A 21,162-nucleotide genomic window follows, 5' to 3' on the forward strand; every position below is an offset into this window, starting at 1 on the left:
ATATGATAACATTAGATGAATTTTTAAAACGTTTCTGTGAAGAATTGGAAGATGTAGAATTGAATAATATTGATACATCCACAGACTTTAAAAATATTGATGAATGGGATTCCCTGGTTGCTCTATCTATTATTGCTATGATTGATGAAGAATTTGAAATTCGTGTCACTGGCAGTGATTTGATGAAAAGTAAGACCATTGAAGATTTGTATATTCTTATACAAAATAAATTACAATGAATGCTTCACCATTTTCTTTAGAAAATAAGACAATCCTTATAACTGGTGCTTCGTCAGGTTTAGGTGCTGCAATTGCAACAGAATGTTCCAAAATTGGAGCAAAATTGATTATCACCGGCAGGAATGAGGATAGGTTAAACAAAACATTTCAGAAGTTGAATGGTCAGGAACATGTTCAAATATCCATAGATTTAATAAAGGAAGAAGAATTAAACTATTTAGTAAAGGAACTTCCTAAATTGGATGGGATTGTTTTATGTGCCGGGATTACAATGACCAAACCAATTAAATTCATTTCAAAAGATAATATTGATGAAATATTCCAGACCAATATCATTTCTTCTATGTTGCTGATGCAAAAATTAATCAGTTCAAAAATAATGAATAGCGGATCCTCAATTGTTTTTATATCATCTATCGCCAGCAGCAAAGCCTATATAGGTAATTCGATTTATTCAACATCTAAAGGTGCTGTAAATTCTTTTTCAAAGGTATTAGCTCTGGAATTAGCACCACGTAAAATCCGATCAAATTGCATTAACCCAGGTATTATTCCTACTGAAATGTTATTTAGTGGAACTTTTTCAGATGAACAATTGCGTGAGGATGAAAAAAATTATCCTTTAAGATATGGAGAGCCAAATGATATAGCTTACGGCTGTATATATTTGTTATCTGATGCATCAAAGTGGGTTACCGGATCAGTATTAACAATTGATGGCGGTGTTACATTAAAATAATTATTTATGGCAGTTTTAAAGTTTAACAACGTAGGTATTACAGCAATTTCTGCTTGTGTGCCAAAGAAAGTTTCATCGAACTATGATTTATTAATGGAAAATAAAGCGTTAGAGAAATTAATTGGTTCAATTGGAATAAAAGAAAAAAGAATTGCGGAGGATGATGTTACTTCATCAGATTTATGTTATAAGGCTGCTAAACAATTAATGACTGATAACAATACTGACCCGGAAAGTATAGATATGCTTTTATTTCTTACAACAACACCTGATTACATACAACCGCCAACATCTTCTATTTTGCAACATAAATTAGGATTGCCAACCTCAACCGCTTGCCTCGATTTGTCATTAGCCTGTTCTGGATTTGTTTACGCACTTTCAACTGCTTATGCCTATGCTTCGATATCCGGAATAAACAAGGTTTTAGTTTTAGTTGGAGAAACGGTATCAAAGATTGTAAACAAAAAGGATTATGTCAACTTTCCGTTATATGGTGACGCAGGTACAGCTTGCATAGTTGAAAAAGGTGATTTTAAGAAGTCCGTTTTTGTTTTGGGAGCAGATGGTTCCGGTGAAGACAGTTTAAAGATTCCTTACGGAGGTTTTCGTTTTCCCTTGAAAGCAGATAATCTGGTAGATAAAATAAGGGAAAATGGGAATGTTCGCAGAGACGTGGACATTGTCATGGATGGAATGGACACCTTTAGTTTTGCAGTCAGGAATCTTCCACAACAATTAACCCTGCTAATGAAAGAGGCAGAAATAACTCCCATCGATGTTGATTACCTAATTTTCCATCAGGGAAACAGAATGATGATGGAATTTATTATGAAACGATTAAAATTTGACCCGAATAAAGTTCCGTTCTCTATCGAAAAGTATGGGAATACAAGTTCAGCTTCTGTTCCTTTAACCATTGTTTCTGAACTTGCACATAAACTTGAAGGTGAAAAAAGGATGCTGTTGAGCACTGTTGGTGCAGGATGGTCTTTTGGTTCGGCTTATATTAGCACTAATGATATTCGGGTATCGCAAATTAGTGAATATTAGAAGACTTTGAAAAGTAAATAAAGAATTGAATTCAATCACCTTTTCTTTCAAGTAAATTTTTAATAACATCAAAATATGGAAAATTCCGCTAAATTAACTGAGCAATTGAGAAATTTTATCTCAGAAACCACTTTTACAGATAAAGAAAAAATAAAAGAAGATACTCTGGTTTTTAAAGAAAGTATTTTTGATTCATTAGGTTTTCTATCTCTAATTAGTTATATAGAAGAAGAATTAGGAGTCGAGGTGGCAGATGACGAGCTGTTAGAGGAAAATTTTGAATCGATAAATGCCATTGCAGCATTTGTAACCAGAAAAACAAATGCTCAATAACTTACCATGATATGTGTGGTATTGCCGGATATTTTGATAAAAATGAAAGTCCTGATGCATCACTAATTAACAGGATGCTTACACGCATTCGGCACAGAGGTCCGGATGAATGCGGAATATATATTGGTGAAAATATTGGTTTTGGTAGTGTTCGACTCAGTATTATTGATATTCATGGAGGGCAGCAACCTTTACCAAACGAAGATTTAACTTTGTGGATAGCGTTTAATGGAGAAATCTTCAACTACATTGAATTAAGAAAGGAGCTGGAGGAAAAAGGTCATCATTTCAGAACTTATAGTGACACTGAAGTTTTAGTACATTTATATGAAGAATATGGTGAGAGTTGTCTTCCAAAATTAAACGGTCAGTTTGCGTTTTCAATTTGGGATAAAAATAAGCAGGAAATGTTTCTGGCGCGCGACAGAGTTGGAATTCGACCTCTTTTCTATTATAATACACCAGATTTATTTGTTTATGGTTCTGAAATTAAAGCCATTTTTGAACATCCAAAAGTAGGCCGGGAAATTTCATTTGAAGGACTGGCAGAAACTTTTACTTTTTGGACAACAATTACACCCAACACTGTTTTTAAGGGAATTAGAGAATGTCCGCCCGGTCATTTTATGAAAATAAAGGATGGCGAATTAAAAGTTCAAAAATTTTGGGAACTTAATTTTGCGACTCCAAATAATTATTACAAAGGCAGTTTTGAGGATGCTATTTCCGATTTTAGTGAACTGTTTAAAGATTCAGTTAGAATCCGACTTCGCGCTGATGTCCCTGTTGCAGCGTATTTAAGCGGAGGTTTGGATTCAAGTGTTACAACAGCATTTATTAAAGACATAGAACCAAATGTTTTGAAAACATTTTCCGTTGGATTTAAAGAAGATGAATTTGATGAATCGAACTTCCAAAATTTAGCATCAAAATATTTCAATACAAATCATTTAGGATTTGAATGTAGCTCAAAAGAAATTGCAGACAATTTTCCACAGGTAGTTTGGCATAGCGAAATACCGCTTTTAAGAACGTCTCCATCGCCAATGTACAGTCTTTCCAAAAAAGTAATGGAAAATAATATTAAAGTAGTAATTACGGGTGAAGGTGCTGATGAATTACTTGCCGGATACGATATTTTTAAGGAAAACAAAATCAGACATTTTTGGTCGAAAGATAAAAACTCAAGGATTCGGCCTTTGTTGTTGAAAAAACTTTATCCATACATTAGTTCATTACAGAATGCAAATTATAATGCGTTAAAAATGTTTTTCGGTTATAAACTTGATGAAACTGATTCCCCGGTTTATTCTCATCTGTTAAGGTGGAAAAATTCATCGAATATTACAAAGCATTTTAGCAAGGAAATACAGGAAAAGCTTAAATCTTTCGATCCATACCTTAAGTTGTTTTCAAACTTTGACGGTAAGCTGGATAAGTTAGACCCACTTGCAAAGTCACAATTTATTGAAATTTCTGTTTTTTTATCGGGATATTTATTGTCATCACAAGGCGACAGAATGGGAATGGCAAATTCGGTGGAAGGCAGATATCCATTTCTGGATTACAGAATTATTGAGTTCTGTGCTTCTTTACCTCCTGATTACAAACTTAAGGGGCTGAATGAAAAGGTATTGCTAAAGAAAATGATGATAGGAAGATTACCTGAAGAAATATTAAACAGACCCAAACAGGCTTACAGGGCGCCTATTTTAAGTAGTTTTCTTGGAGTTGATGCTCCTGATTATATTAAGGAAGTTCTTTCTGTGGAATCATTATTAAATGCAGGAATTTTTAGTGTCAATTCTGTTTCTAAATTACTGGTTAAGATGAATTCGGGGAAGTCATATTCTGAAATAGATAATATGGCACTTACCGCAGTTATTTCAACTCAACTTCTGTATAAACAGTTTATCAATGATTTTAAACATCTGAACAATAATGATTTAATTAATTGCAATGTAAGATCTGAATCAAATTACAATTAAAATTACCATGACAACAAAACTTGCATTTTCGAAAGACATTATAAAATTAAATAGTGTAGAACAAACTACAATAGAAATTGCTGAAAAACTCAGGAACGATGTAATTCATGTTTTAAAAAGAAGAGGAGCTGTCGTTGGAATAAGCGGAGGGATTGATTCTTCTGTAACACTTGCATTAGCCGTTCAGGCCTTAGGTTCTGATAAAGTTATTGGGATAATGATGCCCGAGAACGATTCGAGTCCGGATAGTAAAATGCTTGCATTGGAACTTGCCAGCAGATTCAATGTTAAAACAATTGAAGAGAACCTGACAGATGCATTGGCAGGTTTTAGATGTTATAGCAGACGCGACGAGGCCGTAAAAAGCGTGGTTTCTGATTTTAATCCTGGAAAGGATAAATTCAAGATTGAAATCAAACAAAATATTTCAAATATGAAACTGCCCCCCATTTTTTATGTAACAGTATATTTTGCAAACGGAGCAGTTGAAAGCAAGATGCTGCCCATCAGAGCATATTTACAAATTGTGGCAGCATCCAATTTTAAGCAAAGAAGCAGAATGTCAATGCTTTATTACTATGCCGAGGCAAATCATTATGCTGTTATCGGAACACCAAACAAGCATGAGGTTCAACAGGGATTCTTTGTCAAATATGGTGATGGTGGAGCCGATGTAATGCCCATTGGCCATTTGTATAAAACTCAGGTTTACGAACTTGCAAGATATTTGGGTGTTCCAGAAGAAATTATTAAACGTACACCAACAACGGATACGTATCCGGCAGAGCAAACTCAGGAAGATTTCTTTTTTCAATTGCCATTTGAAACTCTTGATCTCATGTGGTACGCATGGGAAAACAAATACCCGATACAAGAAGTTGCTTCAGTTATGGGGTATTCGCCAAATGTTGTTGCCGATATATTTGCGAATTTTAAAAGGAAATCAAAAACGACCGAGTACCTCAGAATGCAACCTATCGGTTACGTGTAACCAAAATTGAAATCGACATTAACGATCTTTCTTGAAAAAATTTAATGAATTTTAATTAAAAACATTAAGCTTTCGATAACAGTTTCAATGTAAAAAATTAACTGATGGAGTGAATTATACTTGCCGTATCTACTATAATAATCCAAAGCTATTATAGAAGATACCCTAATTATTTTTTAATATTTTTGTTATGATAGATAAAATAAGAACAGTTTTTGTTAAACTACTTGTCATTACACTGGGTAATATTCTTGTCTTTTTTCAACCCAAAAAGGCGCACCAACTATCAGGAAATAGAATTACGCTAGTACATAAGAATAAAAATAATATGAATATACCGGAAAGGTTAATGCGTGCTGCACTTGTAAGAAAACTTGAAAAAATACAAGATTACAATACAATAGCGGAAATGCATCAAAAATTTTGGACCAGTAAAAATGCTACGGAATTATTTTTAGAAACTGAAGTTGCTTTTGAAAATGATTTTCTGTCAAACGATACTTTTATTTTCGATTTACTTAAAAAAGAATTATCAAATCAATCAGAAGAATTTAACACACTGGTAGAAATTGGAATTGGAAATGGCGATGTACTAAATTATCTCAGTTCAGAATTCCCTGGCATTAATCGTTTTATTGGTATTGATCTTAGTCTAGACCAAATTGAAATAAATAAAAAAAAGTTCATTCATAACAAAAGGCTTGATTTTGTGGCCTCAGATGCTTTTGATTGGGTTAAAGAATACGGCCAAAGTAATACTATTTTTGTAACATCTAGAGGTGTTTTAGAATATTTTCTGGAGACACGTTTGCAAGAATTTTTGAACGAAATAAACCGATTAGGTAAAATTTTCTTTATAGCTATAGAACCTAATGGTGGTAGACACAATTTTGATACAAACCCTAATTCTGAACTTTATGGGAATGAACCCTCATTTTCTCATAACTATCCAAAGCTTTTCAAAAATGCAGGCTTTAGTTTATGGCATTTTTCACAACAACCCTGGGGGAGGAATGAAATTAAAACGTTTATTGGTGCGAAAAACTAAAAAACACCTGTACAATACTTGAAAATTACATTTATCGTAGTTAAATCTATATTTTTTTGAATATCTATATACAGCAACCGATGAAAAGAAAAATAAAAGCTATTCTATATCAACTTCTAAGAGGAATATTTGATTTACTTTCAGTACCATTCGGAAATGTGCTTGTGTTTCTTCTCCCAAAAAAGGCGCGCCAATTATCAAAAAATGGATTAACTGTAGTCGTTAATAATAATATGAGTATACCGGAACGTTTTATGCGTGCGGCGATTTTTAAAAAGCTTGAAAAGAGACAAGATTACAATACAATAGCGAAATTACATCAATCTTATTGGGCCAATAAAGGCACGGAGTGGTTATCACAATCAGAAGATTTATTTAAAACTGATTTTCTGCCAAATTGTACTTTTATATTCGATTTACTTAAAAAAGAATTATCAAACCAATCTGAAGAATTTAACACACTGGTAGAAATTGGAACTGGAAATGGCGCTGTACTAAATTATCTCAGTTCAGAATTTCCTAAAATTAATCATTTTGTTGGTTTAGATCTTAGTCCTGTTCAGATAGAAATAAATAATAAAAAATTTAGTAACAATAATCGACTTGAGTTTGTGACCTCAGATGGTTTTGAATGGGTAAAAGAACACGGGCACGATAATACTATTTTTGTCACTTCTGGAGGTGTTTTAGAATATTTTACCGAGCTGCGCTTACAAGATTTCTTGAGGCAAATTAACGCCTTGGGTAAAACCATCTTTGTTGCAATAGAGCCTAATAGTACTAAACACAATTTTGAAACAAATCCCAATTCTCAAGTTTATGGACGTGAATGGGCATTTTCACATAATTACCCGAAGCTTTTTAAAGATACAGGCTTTAGTGTATGGCATTTTTCACAAAAACATTGGGCTGAAGGCACTAATATTCAAACATTTATTGGAGCTAAAAACTAAAATAAACCTTTTACAATTATTGTTTTCTGTTAAAAAATTAGTTGTTTTGTCTATCAATAGCGATATAAAGGTTTTTCGTTGTTAAATTGGATTCAATAAATTTCAAAGGCCTAAAATTATCAACAACATGATGTGTTTTTAGATATGCCTAATTATTTTGACAGCTAAGAATCGCAGTTGAGTCGAATTACTGGTATAATAACAAATTAACAGTTAATATTTATTTGAATGATAGCGTCAAACAAAAATAATACAATTAGTAATCTCCAAAGAGATTATTGGCTTAACAGGTTGTCAGGATTACAATCGATAGTAAATCTGCCAAACAAAAAGTCACCTCACATAGTTAAAACCTATAGTGCCAAAAGTATTCGTTTCTCTCTATCAGAGAAGCAAACAAAAGATCTGCAATCTTTCATTATTAAACATGAGGGTAATTTGTTTATTTGTCTTTTGACATCCTGGAATGTACTATTTTATAGATATACCTCTCAGAAAGATATTTTATTGGGAGCACATGTTAGCAATTCAGATTTGAATAGCCAGGTGGAGTTATGGGAAAACACTCTTTTTTTTCGTTCAGAGATAGACCCCTTTGAAAATTTTAGCAAACTATATAAAAGAGTTAAAGAGTCCATTTTGCTTGACTTCAAGCACGGTAACTACCCATTTACTTATTTGAAAGATGACCTCACAAGGGGTTCTAACAAAAACCCTAATGATTTGTTCAACATAATGTTGTCTCCCAAAGTTTTATCCGACAAGATGGATAATGAAGACAAATTGTTTTCAGAAGTTGATATAAAAATTACATTTGAAGAGGTAGATAAACAGCTCGTTTTTGAAATAACTTACAACACTAATATTTATGGTTTTGATATGATTGAGAAATTGATCTCTCATTACAAGCAGCTTTTATCTGAACTTATAAATAATCCAAATGTAAGAATTGGGGAAATTGACTATATAAAGGATGAAGAACGGGAATTTTTGCTAAATACTCTTAGTAGTGAGATAGTAGATTATCCAAAAGAGAAAACATTAGTAGATTTATTCCTTGAGCAAGCAAATAAAAATCCTGATAATATAGCCGTAGTTTTTGAAAATAAAGAAATTACTTACAATGAGTTAGATAAGTTGTCAAATCAATTCGCAAACTATATAATAAACGTACATGGAGTAAATGCAACTGATTTGGTTGCTGTAATGCTTGATCGAAGTGAATGGATAATAATATGTTTATTAGGTGTTCTAAAGTCAGGGGCTGCTTATATTCCAATTGATCCTAATTATCCTGAACAAAGAAAAGAATATATACAAAATGATAGCCAATGCAAAACAATAATTAATAGTTCTTTACTAAATGACTTTATTAATAATATAAAAACTTATTCTTTAAATAAACCAGAAAAAATTAATATAAGTCCAGATAGTTTATGTTATATAATTTATACATCTGGTACTACTGGTAACCCCAAAGGAGTAATGATTGAGCATCGAAATGTTGTTCGTTTATTTTTCAACAGCGCTCCACTTTTTGACTTCAATGAAAATGATGTCTGGTGTATGTTTCATTCCTTTTGTTTTGATTTTTCGGTTTGGGAAATGTATGGTGCGTTATTATTTGGTGGCAAATTAATAATTGTTTCAGAATTGATTGCTAAAGATCCCCTTGAATTCATTTCTATGGTTGATAAAGAGGGCATTACCGTTTTAAACCAAACACCTTCCGCATTTTATAACCTAATGGAGAGTACAAATAATTCTGAAGTAAGTTTGAATTTACGTTATATTATTTTTGGTGGAGAAGCGCTTTTCCCAAAACACTTAGAAAAGTGGTATATTCAATATCCTGATGTCAAATTCATTAATATGTATGGAATTACAGAAACCACAGTGCATGTTACTTATAAAGAAATTGATGAATATGATATAGATAATAATATAAGTAACATAGGGAATTCTATTCCTACACTATCTGTTTACATACTAAATGAATTTAAAAAACTTCAACCGGTAGGTGTAGTGGGCGAATTATATATTTCTGGTAAGGGGTTAGCCAGAGGCTATCTCAATCGGCCAGAATTGACTGGCCAGAAGTTCGTTTCCAATCCTTTTATTAAAGGAGAACGGATGTACAGTTCGGGTGATCTTGCCAGAAGGTTACCAGATGGAAGCATTGAATATATTGGAAGGAAAGATGATCAGGTTAAAATAAGAGGACATAGAATAGAATTAGGTGAAATTGAATCGAAATTAAATTTGCTCCCGGATATCAAACGAGCTATAGTGCTGGCAAGTAATCACCTGAAAGGAGAAACTCAGTTGGTAGCCTATCTGCAACCCAAAGAAACCAAGGGTGATGCCAATTTTATTCGACAACAACTGGAAGAATTACTTCCATATTTTATGATACCCTCCATTTTTATGTGGGTTGAAGATTTTCCTATCACATCAAATGGGAAAATTGACAAGAAAGCTCTTCCTCGACCTGAGTATGTAAGACCAGATTCTGCTCCTTTGTTGAAAAAACCTCGAACTAAACTTGAAAAAAATATTGCATCCATTTGGAGTGAACAGCTCAATGTACCAAGTATTGGAATTGATGACAATTTTTTTGAAATGGGAGGAACCTCACTCTTAACTCAAAAAGTAGCCGCTTTCATGAGTCAAAGCTTGAACATGAAGGTACCAGTAACAAAAATTTATCAATATCCAACTATTTCAGAAATATCCAATTATTTTAAGATAGAAAAACCAACTGACGCAACTTTAGATAATCCAAAACCAGAAGGATACAAATCACCTAGAGATATAGCCATTATTGGAATGGCAGGAAGATTTCCAGGAGCATTATCCATTGAAGAATTATGGGAGATTCTTAAAGAAGGTAAGGAAACTATTTCTTTTTTTTCTCAAGAAGAACTAGATAAAAGTATTTCGGAAAAATTACGAAATGATCCCTTATATGTTGCCGCTAGAGGAATTGTACCTTCTGCTAAAGAATTTGATGCTCGTTTTTTTGGCATCAATCCAAAATTGGCAGAATCAATGGATCCACAACAACGATTATTTTTAGAAATCGCCTGGGAAGTTCTCGAGCAATCCGGACATCTTCCCTCACATTATAAAGGAAGTATAGGAGTATATGCAGGAAAAGGCAGAAATTCTTACTTTGAAAACAATATATTGCCTAATAAAGAACTGTTAAATCAAGTAGGAATCCTTCAGGTGGACTCAGTTAACGAAAAGGATTATATATCTTCCCGTACGGCTTACCATTTGAATCTTAAAGGACCAGCAGTAAGTGTTCATTCGGCATGTTCAACATCTTTGTTAGCCGTTGCTGAAGCAGTTGAAGCTATAAGAAATAACCAATGCGACATCGCAATAGCAGGTGGGGCTAGTGTAACTGCTCCTATCTACAGCGGACATCTGTATCAAGAGGGAGCAATGTTGAGTTCAGATGGACATTGTCGTTCTTTTGATGCCAATGGAAAAGGAACAGTTTTTAGCGATGGTGCTGGAGTTATTCTCTTAAAAAGGTTGGAAAACGCAAAAGTAGATGGAGATTTCATTTATGGGGTAATAAAAGGAGTCGGAATAAATAATGATGGTGGTGGTAAGGGAAGTTTTACAGCGCCAAGTGCAGAAGGCCAGGCTGATGTAATATCCAGAGCGCTCAGAGATGCGCAAATATCCCCTTCTGATATTAGCTATGTTGAAACCCATGGCACAGCAACCCCAATTGGAGATCCCATTGAGATAGAAGGACTGCAAATGGCCTTTGGCAAACAATCCTTAAATGGTTATTGCGCTATAGGTTCTATAAAAAGTAATATGGGACACTTAACAGCTGCTGCAGGAGTTGCAGGAGTCATAAAAACCATGTTAGCCTTAAAATATCAAAAAATACCAGCATCTTTAGGTTACGAAAAAGCGAATCCAGCTATTGATTTTGAAAACAGTCCTTTCTTTGTAAATAACACATTTAGCGATTGGAAATGGAAAGGAAAAAGACGTGCAGGTGTCAGCTCCTTTGGTGTTGGAGGTACCAATGTACATGTTATAGTAGAGGAGTTTGAAGCCAATCAACCAGCTTCAGGAGAAAATAAGCCATTACAATTACTAACCTGGTCAGCAAAAACAGACAAGAGCCTTGAAGGTTATAAAATAGCTTTGGGCAATTATATTAAATCTTCAACTGAGATAAAATTAGCAGATGTAGCATATTCACTTAGTGTTACCAGAGATACATTCAGTAAACGTAGTTTTACCTTAGCGAATAATTCAGAAAACGCCATTAATCAACTATTGTTAGATGATACAACAACTGTAAAAACATCTGATTTGAAAGTTGTACCTAACAATTTGGCATTTCTTTTCCCCGGACAGGGTGCACAATATTTACAAATGGGTAAAGCACTTTATGAACATGAAGACGTGTTTCGTGAAGCAGTAAATCAATGTGCTGAAATATTATCGGAAGCTTTTAATTTTGATATCCGTAATATTATTTATCCTGAAAATAATTCTCCCGAAGCAGAAATCCGTTTAAAAGATACCCAATATACACAACCAGCTTTGTTTGTTGTAGAATATGCCTTGTCTGAACTTTGGATGAGTTGGGGAATTAAACCAACTCATCTTTGTGGACATAGTATTGGTGAATTTGTAGCTGCTCTTTTGGCTGGCGTATTCACTTTAAAAGATGCACTACTACTGGTTGCTGTTCGAGGTAAATTGGTGAGTAATCTTCCTGGTGGCAGTATGTTATCAGTTAGAACATCTTATGACATTCTATCAAAAATTCTTCCTGAAACACTTTCAGTAGCTGCTGTAAATTCTGACCAGTTATGTGTTGTTTCTGGAGAAGATAAGCCAATTGAAACCTTTGCTAAAATTTTAGAGGAGAAGGAAATTCCAAATAGATTGCTTTTAACCAGTCATGCATTCCATTCTAAAATGATGGATCCTATTCTGGGTATGTTTGAATCTGAAGTTAAAAAAGTAACTTTAAATGCTCCTCGACTTCCTATTATTTCAACTGTAACCGGAACATGGCTGAGCGACAAAGAAGCTACTGATCCTCAATATTGGACAAATCATTTGCGTGCTACTGTGCGTTTTTCGGACGCTATGGAAACAGCTCTTGGATTAGAGAATATCGTATTGTTAGAAGTTGGTCCTGGTCGTGCGTTAACCACTTTATCGCAACAAAAAAAGAAATCAAAATCAGCAACTTCAATTGCAAGTTTGGTTGTGCCAGGTGAAAATGAAAATTCCTATCACACCGTATTATCTGCTTTAGGACAACTTTGGCTAAATGGGATTGAGCCAGACTGGAAAGCATTTTACAGTGGCCAATCCAGGCAAAAAGTTTTGCTGCCATCATACGTGTTTGATCGTAAACCTTGTTGGATAGATCCGCCATTAAATGAAGTATCTGCTGAAAACATGAATAAATTAATTGAACCTATTAAAAATCAATCGATACAATCTCAAATGAAAACAATTGAACAACCTGATAGGAAAATGATGATTCTGGAAAAAGTTTCAGATATCGTTTTGAATACCTCTGGTATGGAGTTAAAATCTTCTGAATACAACCATAGTTTTCTCGAATTGGGTCTTGATTCACTTGTTTTAACACAAATGGCGATAACTTTGAAAAATGAATTTAAAACGCCTATCACCTTTCGTCAGTTAAATGACGAATTAAACACACCAAATCTTTTGGCAAACTATTTGGATAAAAATTTACCACCAGAGCGTTTTGTTCCTGTACCTCCAGCGCCTGACAAAGTATCAGCTCCTAATTTAGTCTCGAGTAACTCAATACAAACAAGCTCTTTTAATAATTTTGCTCAAACTAATAATAATACTGCAATAGATCTTATTGCCCAACAACTTCAATTGTTAGGAAAACAATTGGAATTGTTAAAAGGAAATAGTTCAACTCCTTCAGTGGTTCAAGAACCACTAATTGAACAGATAAAGTTAACAACTAATTCGTCATCAGAATCACTGACTGAAGAAGAGATCAAAGAACACAAGAAACCTTTTGGTGCCTCGCCAAGAATTGAGAGGCAATCATTAGAGTTAAATGAGGAGCAAGGAGCCTTTTTAAAAAAATTAATTCTTAGCTACAATAGTAAAACTACAAGCAGTAAAACCTACACTCAGGAACATCGTCAGCACATGTCTGATCCAAGAGTGGTGTCTGGCTTTAAGCCATTAACGAAAGAGCTTGTATATCCCATTGTTATTGAGAAATCTTCGGGCAACCGCCTTTGGGATTTGGATGGCAATGAGTATATCGACACTCTAAATGGCTTTGGTTCATGCATGTTTGGTCACCAACCTGATTTTATAAAAGAAGCCCTTCATAAACAAATAGAACTTGGTTTTGAGGTGGGACCGCAACATCCCTTAGCGGGAGAAGTTTGCGAACTTCTTTGTGAGTTTACTGGCCATGAACGGGCAGCCCTTTGCAATACGGGTTCAGAAGCAGTTTTAGGGGCTATGCGTATTGCCAGAACAGTCACTGGGCGTTCACTTATCATTGCTTTTACAGGATCTTACCATGGAATAAATGACGAAGCACTTGTGCGAGGATCAAAAAAAATGAAAACGTTCCCAGCAGCAGCTGGAATTTTATCAGATTCCGTTCAAAATATTTTAGTGCTGGACTATGGTACAGATGAAAGTTTAAACATAATTCGTAATCGTGCGCATGAAGTCGCTGCAATTCTTGTAGAACCAGTACAAAGTCGCAGACCGGAGTTTCAGCCTGTAGAGTTCCTGAAAGAAGTCCGTGAGATTACCAAAGCATCAGAAACTGTGCTTATTTTTGACGAAGTAATTACAGGTTTCCGTATGCATCCAGGTGGTACACAAGCATTGTTTGGAATTAAAGCAGATATTGCTACCTATGGAAAAGTTATAGGTGGAGGTATCTCTATTGGTGCTATTTTGGGTTATAAAAAATACATGGATGCGCTTGATGGTGGATATTGGCAATATGGTGACAACTCCATACCGGAAGTAGGTGTTACTTATTTTGCTGGCACATTTGTTCGCCACCCACTTGCGCTTGCTGCAGCGAAGGCATCCTTAATTTTTATGAAAAAGCAGGGAATAGACCTTCAAAACAAATTAACGGCTATGACCAAAGGCTTGGCTATAGATCTCAATAATATGTTTGAAAAACAGGGCCTTCCTATCAAAATAACGTATTTTGGTTCGTTGTGGCGATTAAAATTCCTGGAAGAAATACCTTATTCAGAGTTGCTTTTTGTTTTGATGAGAGAAAAAGGTATTCACATTTGGGATGGGTTTCCATGTTTTATGACGAATGCTTTTCTGGAAAAAGATATTAAACAAATTAAAACAGTATTACTTGCATCTGTTAACGAGTTGGTTGCTGCTGGTTTTTTAAATTCGCAATCATCCAATTTTACATCTAAAACACAAAATACAAAAACTAAAACTTCTATAGATAAATTAAATACTCCACCATGTCCGGGGGCTAAGCTTGGTATGGATGAGAACGGAAATCCGGCATGGTTTGTAGCGGACAAAGAAAACAATGGTGAATATCGTAAAATCGATTTGTAAAATAATCAATCAATTTTAGAAATTTTAAAAACGAATACGGTTACATAAATGAAACAGCCAATTACTAAAACAACTACTTCGACTTCGTTCAATCCTTTCAACGGGCCAAAAATAGTTTGTATAATCCCTGTTACACAACCTCAGGCTGAAATTTGGACGGCCTGTATGTTAGGTGGCGAAGATGCCAACAGAGCGTACAATGAATCTGTTTCCCTTATCTTAAAGGGTGACTTGAATATAGCTGCCATAGAGGTTGCCATTAAAGAATTGGTAAGAAGACATGAGGCATTAAGAGCTACCATTAGCCCCGACGGACGTTTTATGACAATTTTTCAGGAGGTTTCAATAGAACCTGATTATCACGATATTTCCGAGCTTGGTGAAGCGGAGAAAAATAAAGCAATAAAAGATTATTTATCGGAAGAAGCCAATTATATTTTTAACCTGGCTAAAGGCCCATTGTTAAAGATTAGGTTACTAAAACTTTCAGAACTGGAACATCAATTAGTACTCACTGCACATCACATCATATGCGATGGTTGGTCTATGGGTATCATACTCGAAGAATTAGGCAGTTTCTATTCTGCTTATATAGAAGGCAAAACACCGGATGTCCCACAACCTGAAACCTTTAGTTCTTATGCAGGGGGAGAACTGGAATTTATTGAAAGTCCTGAATTTGTAATAACCCAAAAGTATTGGCTTAAACAATATGAAACATCTGTTCCAACCGTCTCCCTGCCTACCGATTTTCCACGCCCTAAATTACGAACTTTTAAGAGTAATCGCTTAGATTTTGGAATTGATAGGGACTTGGTAGCTGGTCTAAAAAAAGTTGGCATACAGTCTGGAGCAAGTTTTGTGGTTACTTTACTGGCTGCCTTTGAGGTTTTTCTATATCATAAAACAGGTCAGGATGATTTGGTTTTAGGGCTGCCGGCTGCTGGTCAGTCCAATAGTGGTAAGACCCAATTAGTAGGGCATTGCGTGAACTTGCTTCCTTTAAGAAGTAAGCTTGCTGCTGATATTCCATTCAATGCATATTTAAAAAACAGGAAAGAAGAAATTTTTAATGCTTACGAACATCAACAGTTTAGCTTTGGACAATTACTTCAAAAACTTGCAATTTCAAGAGATCCATCAAGGGTACCAATAGTTCCAATTATTTTCAATATTGATATAGGCATGGCAAATGCAGTTGCATTTAATGGCTTAAGTTTTAAGTTAAAGAGTAATCCCAGGGCCTATGAAGCGTTTGAGCTTTTTTTAAATGCTATGGGAACAGAAGATGAACTTATTTTAGAATGGTCCTATAACACTTCTCTTTTTAAGCCGGCCACTATAGTGCAAATGATGGCTTCTTTCAAAGAAGTGCTGCATGGAATAGTAGCAAATCCAAGTGTTGAAATTGGTAACATTATTAAGGTAGATTTTTCGGCCTATTTAGATTTGAATGATACCCATGCCCCATTTCCACAATTGCCCTTGCATGAACTAATCACAAAGCAAGCTCAAAATACTCCTTCTAAGCAAGCTATAAAGTTTGGTGATTCGTTTATCACCTATGAAAGTTTGGAAAAAAAGTCCCACCAATTGGCTCACTTCTTAGTGGAACAAGGAGTTTGCCCAGGTGATTTTGTGGCAGTTTTACTACCACGCTCTATTGAATTGATAGTAGCTTTGATTGCCATTATGGAGTGCGGTGCTGCTTATGTTCCTTTGGATCCTGATTATCCAAAAAAGAGACTAGAATTTATGTTGAAGGATTCGGAGACCAAATTCATGATTACAACTAAAACATCTTCGCCATTGTTAGAATCTGGCGCAAAAATATTGTTTATAAAATCTATTTTTTCAAATCTACCAAAGTACCCTGATACACCAGTAAATCTAGTGGCAGACAATAACCAAGTAGCCTATTTACTCTACACATCAGGGTCCTCCGGTACACCCAAAGGGGTAACCGTGACACATAAGAATTTAGTTAATTTACTATTTAGCGTTCTGGAAAAACCAGGTATCCAAGAAACAGATAAATTACTTTCCATAACCACTATATCATTTGATATAGCCGGATTCGAGTTGTATGCTACACTTTTAAAAGGGGCTAAACTAGTATTGGCAAATGAAGATACAGCTAAGGATCCCCGTTTGCTGTTAGAAGTAATAAAAGAGGAGGCTATAACCATGATGGAGGCAACTCCTGCAACCTGGCAAATGCTTCTAGATGCTGGCTGGGATGAACATTTACCAATAAAAGCATTGTGCACGGGAGAAGCACTACCAATGGTATTAGCGAAAAACATATTGGAAAAGGTAAATGAGCTTTGGAACTTGTATGGTCCGACTGAAACAACCATATGGTCAGCTATTAAAAAAATTTCGAAGGACGATGATTTGATTACCATAGGCCGACCTATTGCCAACACTCAAATGTATATCGTAAATGAGCAGGGTCATTTGGTAGAACCCGGTAAAATTGGAGAGCTATGCATTGCAGGAGATGGCGTAGCAAAAGGGTATTGGAAAAGAAAAGAGTTAACTGCTGAAAAGTTTATTGATAATCCTTTCGAATCAGACCTAGGTGCAGTTTTATATCGTACCGGGGATTTGGCCAAGTTGCTTCCATCTGGTGAAATTCAATGTTTGGGCCGCATAGACCAACAGATAAAAATTAGGGGACATCGAATCGAACTAGGTGAAATTGAACAAGTGTTGGATTCATTGGAAGGAGTAAAGTCCTCGATTGTATTATTGAATGAAGACCGTTTGGTTGCTTACCTAATTCCATCAGATATGGGAAGCCAGCATCCCGATCAAGTGAGTGCCTGGAAGCGAATTTTAAGGGAACAGCTTCCTGCACACATGGTACCCCTGCAATTTAATTTGCTAGAAGAATTTCCTAAAACTCTTAATGGTAAAATTGATCGTAAAGCTTTACTGAATAATTTACCGAACGAAACCAAAAAAACTAGTTTTACTCCACCCTCGACCAAATCAGAAAAGATTATTTCAGCTATATGGCAAGAGTGCTTAAAAATAGATAAAATTGATGTTAATAGCGATTTTTTTGAGGTTGGGGGTCATTCTCTTGTTGGTGTAAAAGTAATGGCAAAACTGGAAAAAGAAACTGGAAAAAGATTACCGCTCGTGGGTTTATTAAAACATCCAACCATTAAAAAATTTGCAGCCTACATGGATAGTGAATTCTTTACTTGGAATTCATTAGTGCCCTTAAAACCAGAAGGAACTAAGCCAGCTTTATATATAGTGCACGGAGCTAATCACAATGTACTGCATTTTGACAAATTAGCTCAATTGTTGCATAAAGATCAGCCTGTTTACGCTTTGCAATCAAGAGGTCTGGATGGGATTACAGAACCCCATGACTGTCTCCATAAAATGGCTACTGATTATGTTTCTGAAATTATTGCTGCAAATCCAAAAGGACCCTATGCTCTGGCCGGATTTTCTTTTGGAGGTATTGTTGCTTATGAAATGGCAAGACAACTTAAAGCACAAGGGCGAACAGTATCCATTCTTGCACAATTCGACACATATGTTTATCCTAATTATTATTACAGTAACCCTATAAAGAAAAAAATTGTTTATACATTATTTCTCTCGGGGAAAATGGTTTACCTCCTACTTAACATGTTTAGCAATAAAAAGAATTTTAAACGAAGGGTTGAGTTGCTTAAACAACTTTTTATAGGATATTCTTTAAGGCTCAAATATGGGAAAGGTAAACAGTATGAAATGCAGTTTAATGTTCCATTAAAGATGCTAACCAATCACAACCTAGCCACCGAACGCTATACTATAGTCCCCCAAGACATTGTTATAGATTTATTTAGAGCTAAAGAAGAAGTTAATTTTGTGCATGATCACAAGTTTCTTGGGTGGAAAAAAATGGCTCTCAAAGGTATTCGTAAACACATGGTTCCAGGAAATCATGTTGACATGTTCGAAATGCCTAATGTGGAAGATTTAGCAATTAGTCTTCAACGTGTTCTGGACAATTATAATTCTGAAAATTATGAGTGAGGTATTTTGCGGAACATTAGAAGCCCGGACTCAAGGTTTTAACGATAGGCTGGAAGTTGACCCGGGAATAAAACTTTATGAAATTGAGCTTTCCATATTTTAGGAATCAGTTTCAAGTCTTATAGAGTTTTTGTCACCTTTTGAAAAGAACAGGGCAAATAAATACCACTTTAGTAAAGATAAAAACAGGTTTATAATATGTAGAAATGTATTAAGTACATGACAAAAACTTGAGAACATCGGTAACTAATTGAGAACTAGAGTTTAGCAGAACTGTGGCAATATATTAAAAAAAAAATTTTGTCGATAATCAGAAATTTATATTTTGATCATAAGAGGTTTTTCACACCGATAGAATGTCCCATTTTAAGACTTTAACAAACGCAACAAAAAAGTTACAAACCCCTGGCTATATGCATTATAAGCATTGTGGCATATAGCTTGAACTATGTCTGAAATGGTGTTTAACCTAAAACAATGAAAAAGAATGATATATTTTAATTTTGATATTGTTGGTGTTTGTCGTAAATTGTTATGTGATTATTAATAAAGGAAAAACAACATAAGAAATAATTTACACGAACAAAAAAGAACAAATGACAATTTTGTTTGTTCCTTGGTTTTTAAAAAGGTCTTTTAGTATTAATTAAAATTTGAAATGTTATGAAAAAACTATTCACAATGATGATTGCATTTAGCTTTTTACTGGCTGGATGCGACAAAGACATGGAGTCTTTGGAAGTTGACAATGTAGAACTTAAGAAGGCGGGTACCAGAAATACCGATGCCAATACTTTCGATGCTGAAGGTAAATATTGTATTGTAGTAAATCAAGATCCTATTGAACCATTAGATGGTAAACAAATGCAACTATGGATGGGAGTTGGAAATGCAGAAGCTGGCACGTTAGTGGGCTACGTGGAATTTGAACCTGGCAAGGTAATAATTGACTTGACAGACTCGGATCAGGATGGTACACCAGACATGTATCCGTATGTTATCGAAGAAATTCATATTCACTTTGCAAGTACCGATGAAGATATACCGCAAACAAGAAATGGAAATCCAATTCCCGGACGTTTCGAATACAACATTACACCAGATGAATATACAACTCGCTATGAAATTCCGGTGGAATTTGATAACGTAGGTGCTATTCACCTCTCAGTTGTAAAATTTGGTGGTATTGAGGGTTTTGCATTTTACCTGCCTAATGATCCGGTTCAGGTAAAATTTACATATCCTGGCACAAACAGTTATTTGGAGGTGGCAATATCTGGTGCTAATGCTGGTGCATTAGCAGGTACTTATGAAAACTGGTGTGTTAATACCTCATATGGTCTTGACCCAACTCTTGTATATGATGCACTCCTTTATTCCAGCTATGAACCAATACCATCAGGCACTGTGAAAAAACCTGAAAATTTCGACCTAATTAATTATTTGATAAATAATTACAAAGTCGGTACTGTTGTTGAGCTGAAAAACGATGATTGTACACCATATCTAAATGAAGGTAATACTGTTTCAGAAGCAATAACCATGCAAGATATTCAGACAGCCATTTGGTATTTAATTGATGGTGGCGATGCATTTTTTGATCAGTTACCTCTCGATTGGAAACAGGAAAGGGTAAATGCGATTGTGTGCGAGGTACAACAAAATGGTGAAGGATTTGAACCTGATTGCGGTGAAAAAATTGTTTTTGTCGTTGTACCTATAGATTTAAATAAACTGCCAGTTCAGCTTATTGTTGGCCAGCCGACTGTGAGCAGTGTGCCTGTGCCATGCGCAGATGAAGGAGGTACAGCCTGGGGAGATGGATATTGGGGAGCAACCTTTGGCGGAGCCCAGTGGGGAACCTGGTTTAAATATGATGCAGCATGTGTGCCTGAATAGGAATAATTAAGGCCTTATTAACAAATAAACTATAAGTAATTGAGTTCTTCCAAAACAATTGGAGCCTTTCGAAATTTTCGGAAGGCTCCATTTTTGCTTAATCGTGACCTGAAATAATTAATGGGAAATATGATTTCAACCAATTTGTTATAGGAATGATACTATAGTAAAATCATTTATTGAAATAATCTTTACAAATCATTTTTAAATTTCTTCTGATTAACAAAATCATTTTCTAAATTTAATCGTAT

11 protein-coding genes are annotated in these 21,162 nt (G+C 35.0%); all 11 read left to right on the forward strand.

All coding sequences use genetic code 11. The features are described from left to right. Positions 1-2 precede the first annotated feature (2 nt). The 11 genes from ACESMA_RS07105 to ACESMA_RS07155 all read left to right on the forward strand — a co-directional run bounded on the left by ACESMA_RS07105 (position 3) and on the right by ACESMA_RS07155 (position 20,911). The gene (locus tag ACESMA_RS07105) at positions 3-239 is read left to right on the forward strand and encodes an acyl carrier protein (RefSeq protein ID WP_372948089.1); all 237 of its coding nucleotides are present in this window, start codon (positions 3-5) and stop codon (positions 237-239) included. After that, on the forward strand, positions 236-979 hold the full coding sequence (locus tag ACESMA_RS07110) for an SDR family NAD(P)-dependent oxidoreductase (protein ID WP_372948090.1): 744 nt from the start codon (positions 236-238) through the stop codon (positions 977-979). Before ACESMA_RS07105 ends, ACESMA_RS07110 begins: the two co-directional genes overlap by 4 nt. A 6-nt stretch (positions 980-985) precedes the next feature. Further along, complete coding sequence (locus tag ACESMA_RS07115; protein ID WP_372948091.1) at positions 986-2,032, forward strand: 3-oxoacyl-ACP synthase III family protein; 1,047 nt, start codon at positions 986-988, stop codon at positions 2,030-2,032. A 75-nt stretch (positions 2,033-2,107) separates the two neighbouring features. Continuing rightward, a complete protein-coding gene (locus ACESMA_RS07120) occupies positions 2,108-2,365 on the forward strand; it encodes an acyl carrier protein (protein WP_372948092.1) in 258 nt (85 codons plus the stop codon). An 11-nt stretch (positions 2,366-2,376) separates the two neighbouring features. Next, positions 2,377-4,353 (forward strand): asparagine synthase (glutamine-hydrolyzing), encoded by a 1,977-nt coding sequence (gene asnB / locus ACESMA_RS07125; protein ID WP_372948093.1) that lies wholly within the window; start codon positions 2,377-2,379, stop codon positions 4,351-4,353. A 7-nt stretch (positions 4,354-4,360) separates the two neighbouring features. Next, complete coding sequence (gene nadE, locus ACESMA_RS07130; protein ID WP_372948094.1) at positions 4,361-5,344, forward strand: NAD(+) synthase; 984 nt, start codon at positions 4,361-4,363, stop codon at positions 5,342-5,344. A 190-nt stretch (positions 5,345-5,534) separates the two neighbouring features. Further along, the gene (locus tag ACESMA_RS07135; RefSeq protein ID WP_372948095.1) at positions 5,535-6,392 is read left to right on the forward strand and encodes a class I SAM-dependent methyltransferase; all 858 of its coding nucleotides are present in this window, start codon (positions 5,535-5,537) and stop codon (positions 6,390-6,392) included. A gap of 80 nt (positions 6,393-6,472) precedes the next feature. Continuing rightward, positions 6,473-7,345 carry a class I SAM-dependent methyltransferase gene (locus tag ACESMA_RS07140; protein WP_372948096.1) on the forward strand — a complete coding sequence of 291 codons (873 nt, stop codon included), beginning with the start codon at positions 6,473-6,475 and terminating at the stop codon, positions 7,343-7,345. A 228-nt stretch (positions 7,346-7,573) separates the two neighbouring features. Further along, positions 7,574-14,965 carry an amino acid adenylation domain-containing protein gene (locus tag ACESMA_RS07145; RefSeq protein WP_372948097.1) on the forward strand — a complete coding sequence of 2,464 codons (7,392 nt, stop codon included), beginning with the start codon at positions 7,574-7,576 and terminating at the stop codon, positions 14,963-14,965. Positions 14,966-15,013: 48 nt separating this feature from the next. Next, entirely contained in the window at positions 15,014-19,012 is a 3,999-nt protein-coding gene (locus ACESMA_RS07150) for a non-ribosomal peptide synthetase (protein WP_372948098.1), read from the forward strand. 663 nt (positions 19,013-19,675) lie between these two features. Beyond that, on the forward strand, positions 19,676-20,911 hold the full coding sequence (locus tag ACESMA_RS07155; protein ID WP_372948099.1) for a hypothetical protein: 1,236 nt from the start codon (positions 19,676-19,678) through the stop codon (positions 20,909-20,911). Positions 20,912-21,162 lie beyond the last annotated feature (251 nt).

This window comes from Mariniphaga sp. (assembly GCF_041687215.1).
Taxonomy (GTDB): domain Bacteria; phylum Bacteroidota; class Bacteroidia; order Bacteroidales; family Prolixibacteraceae; genus Mariniphaga.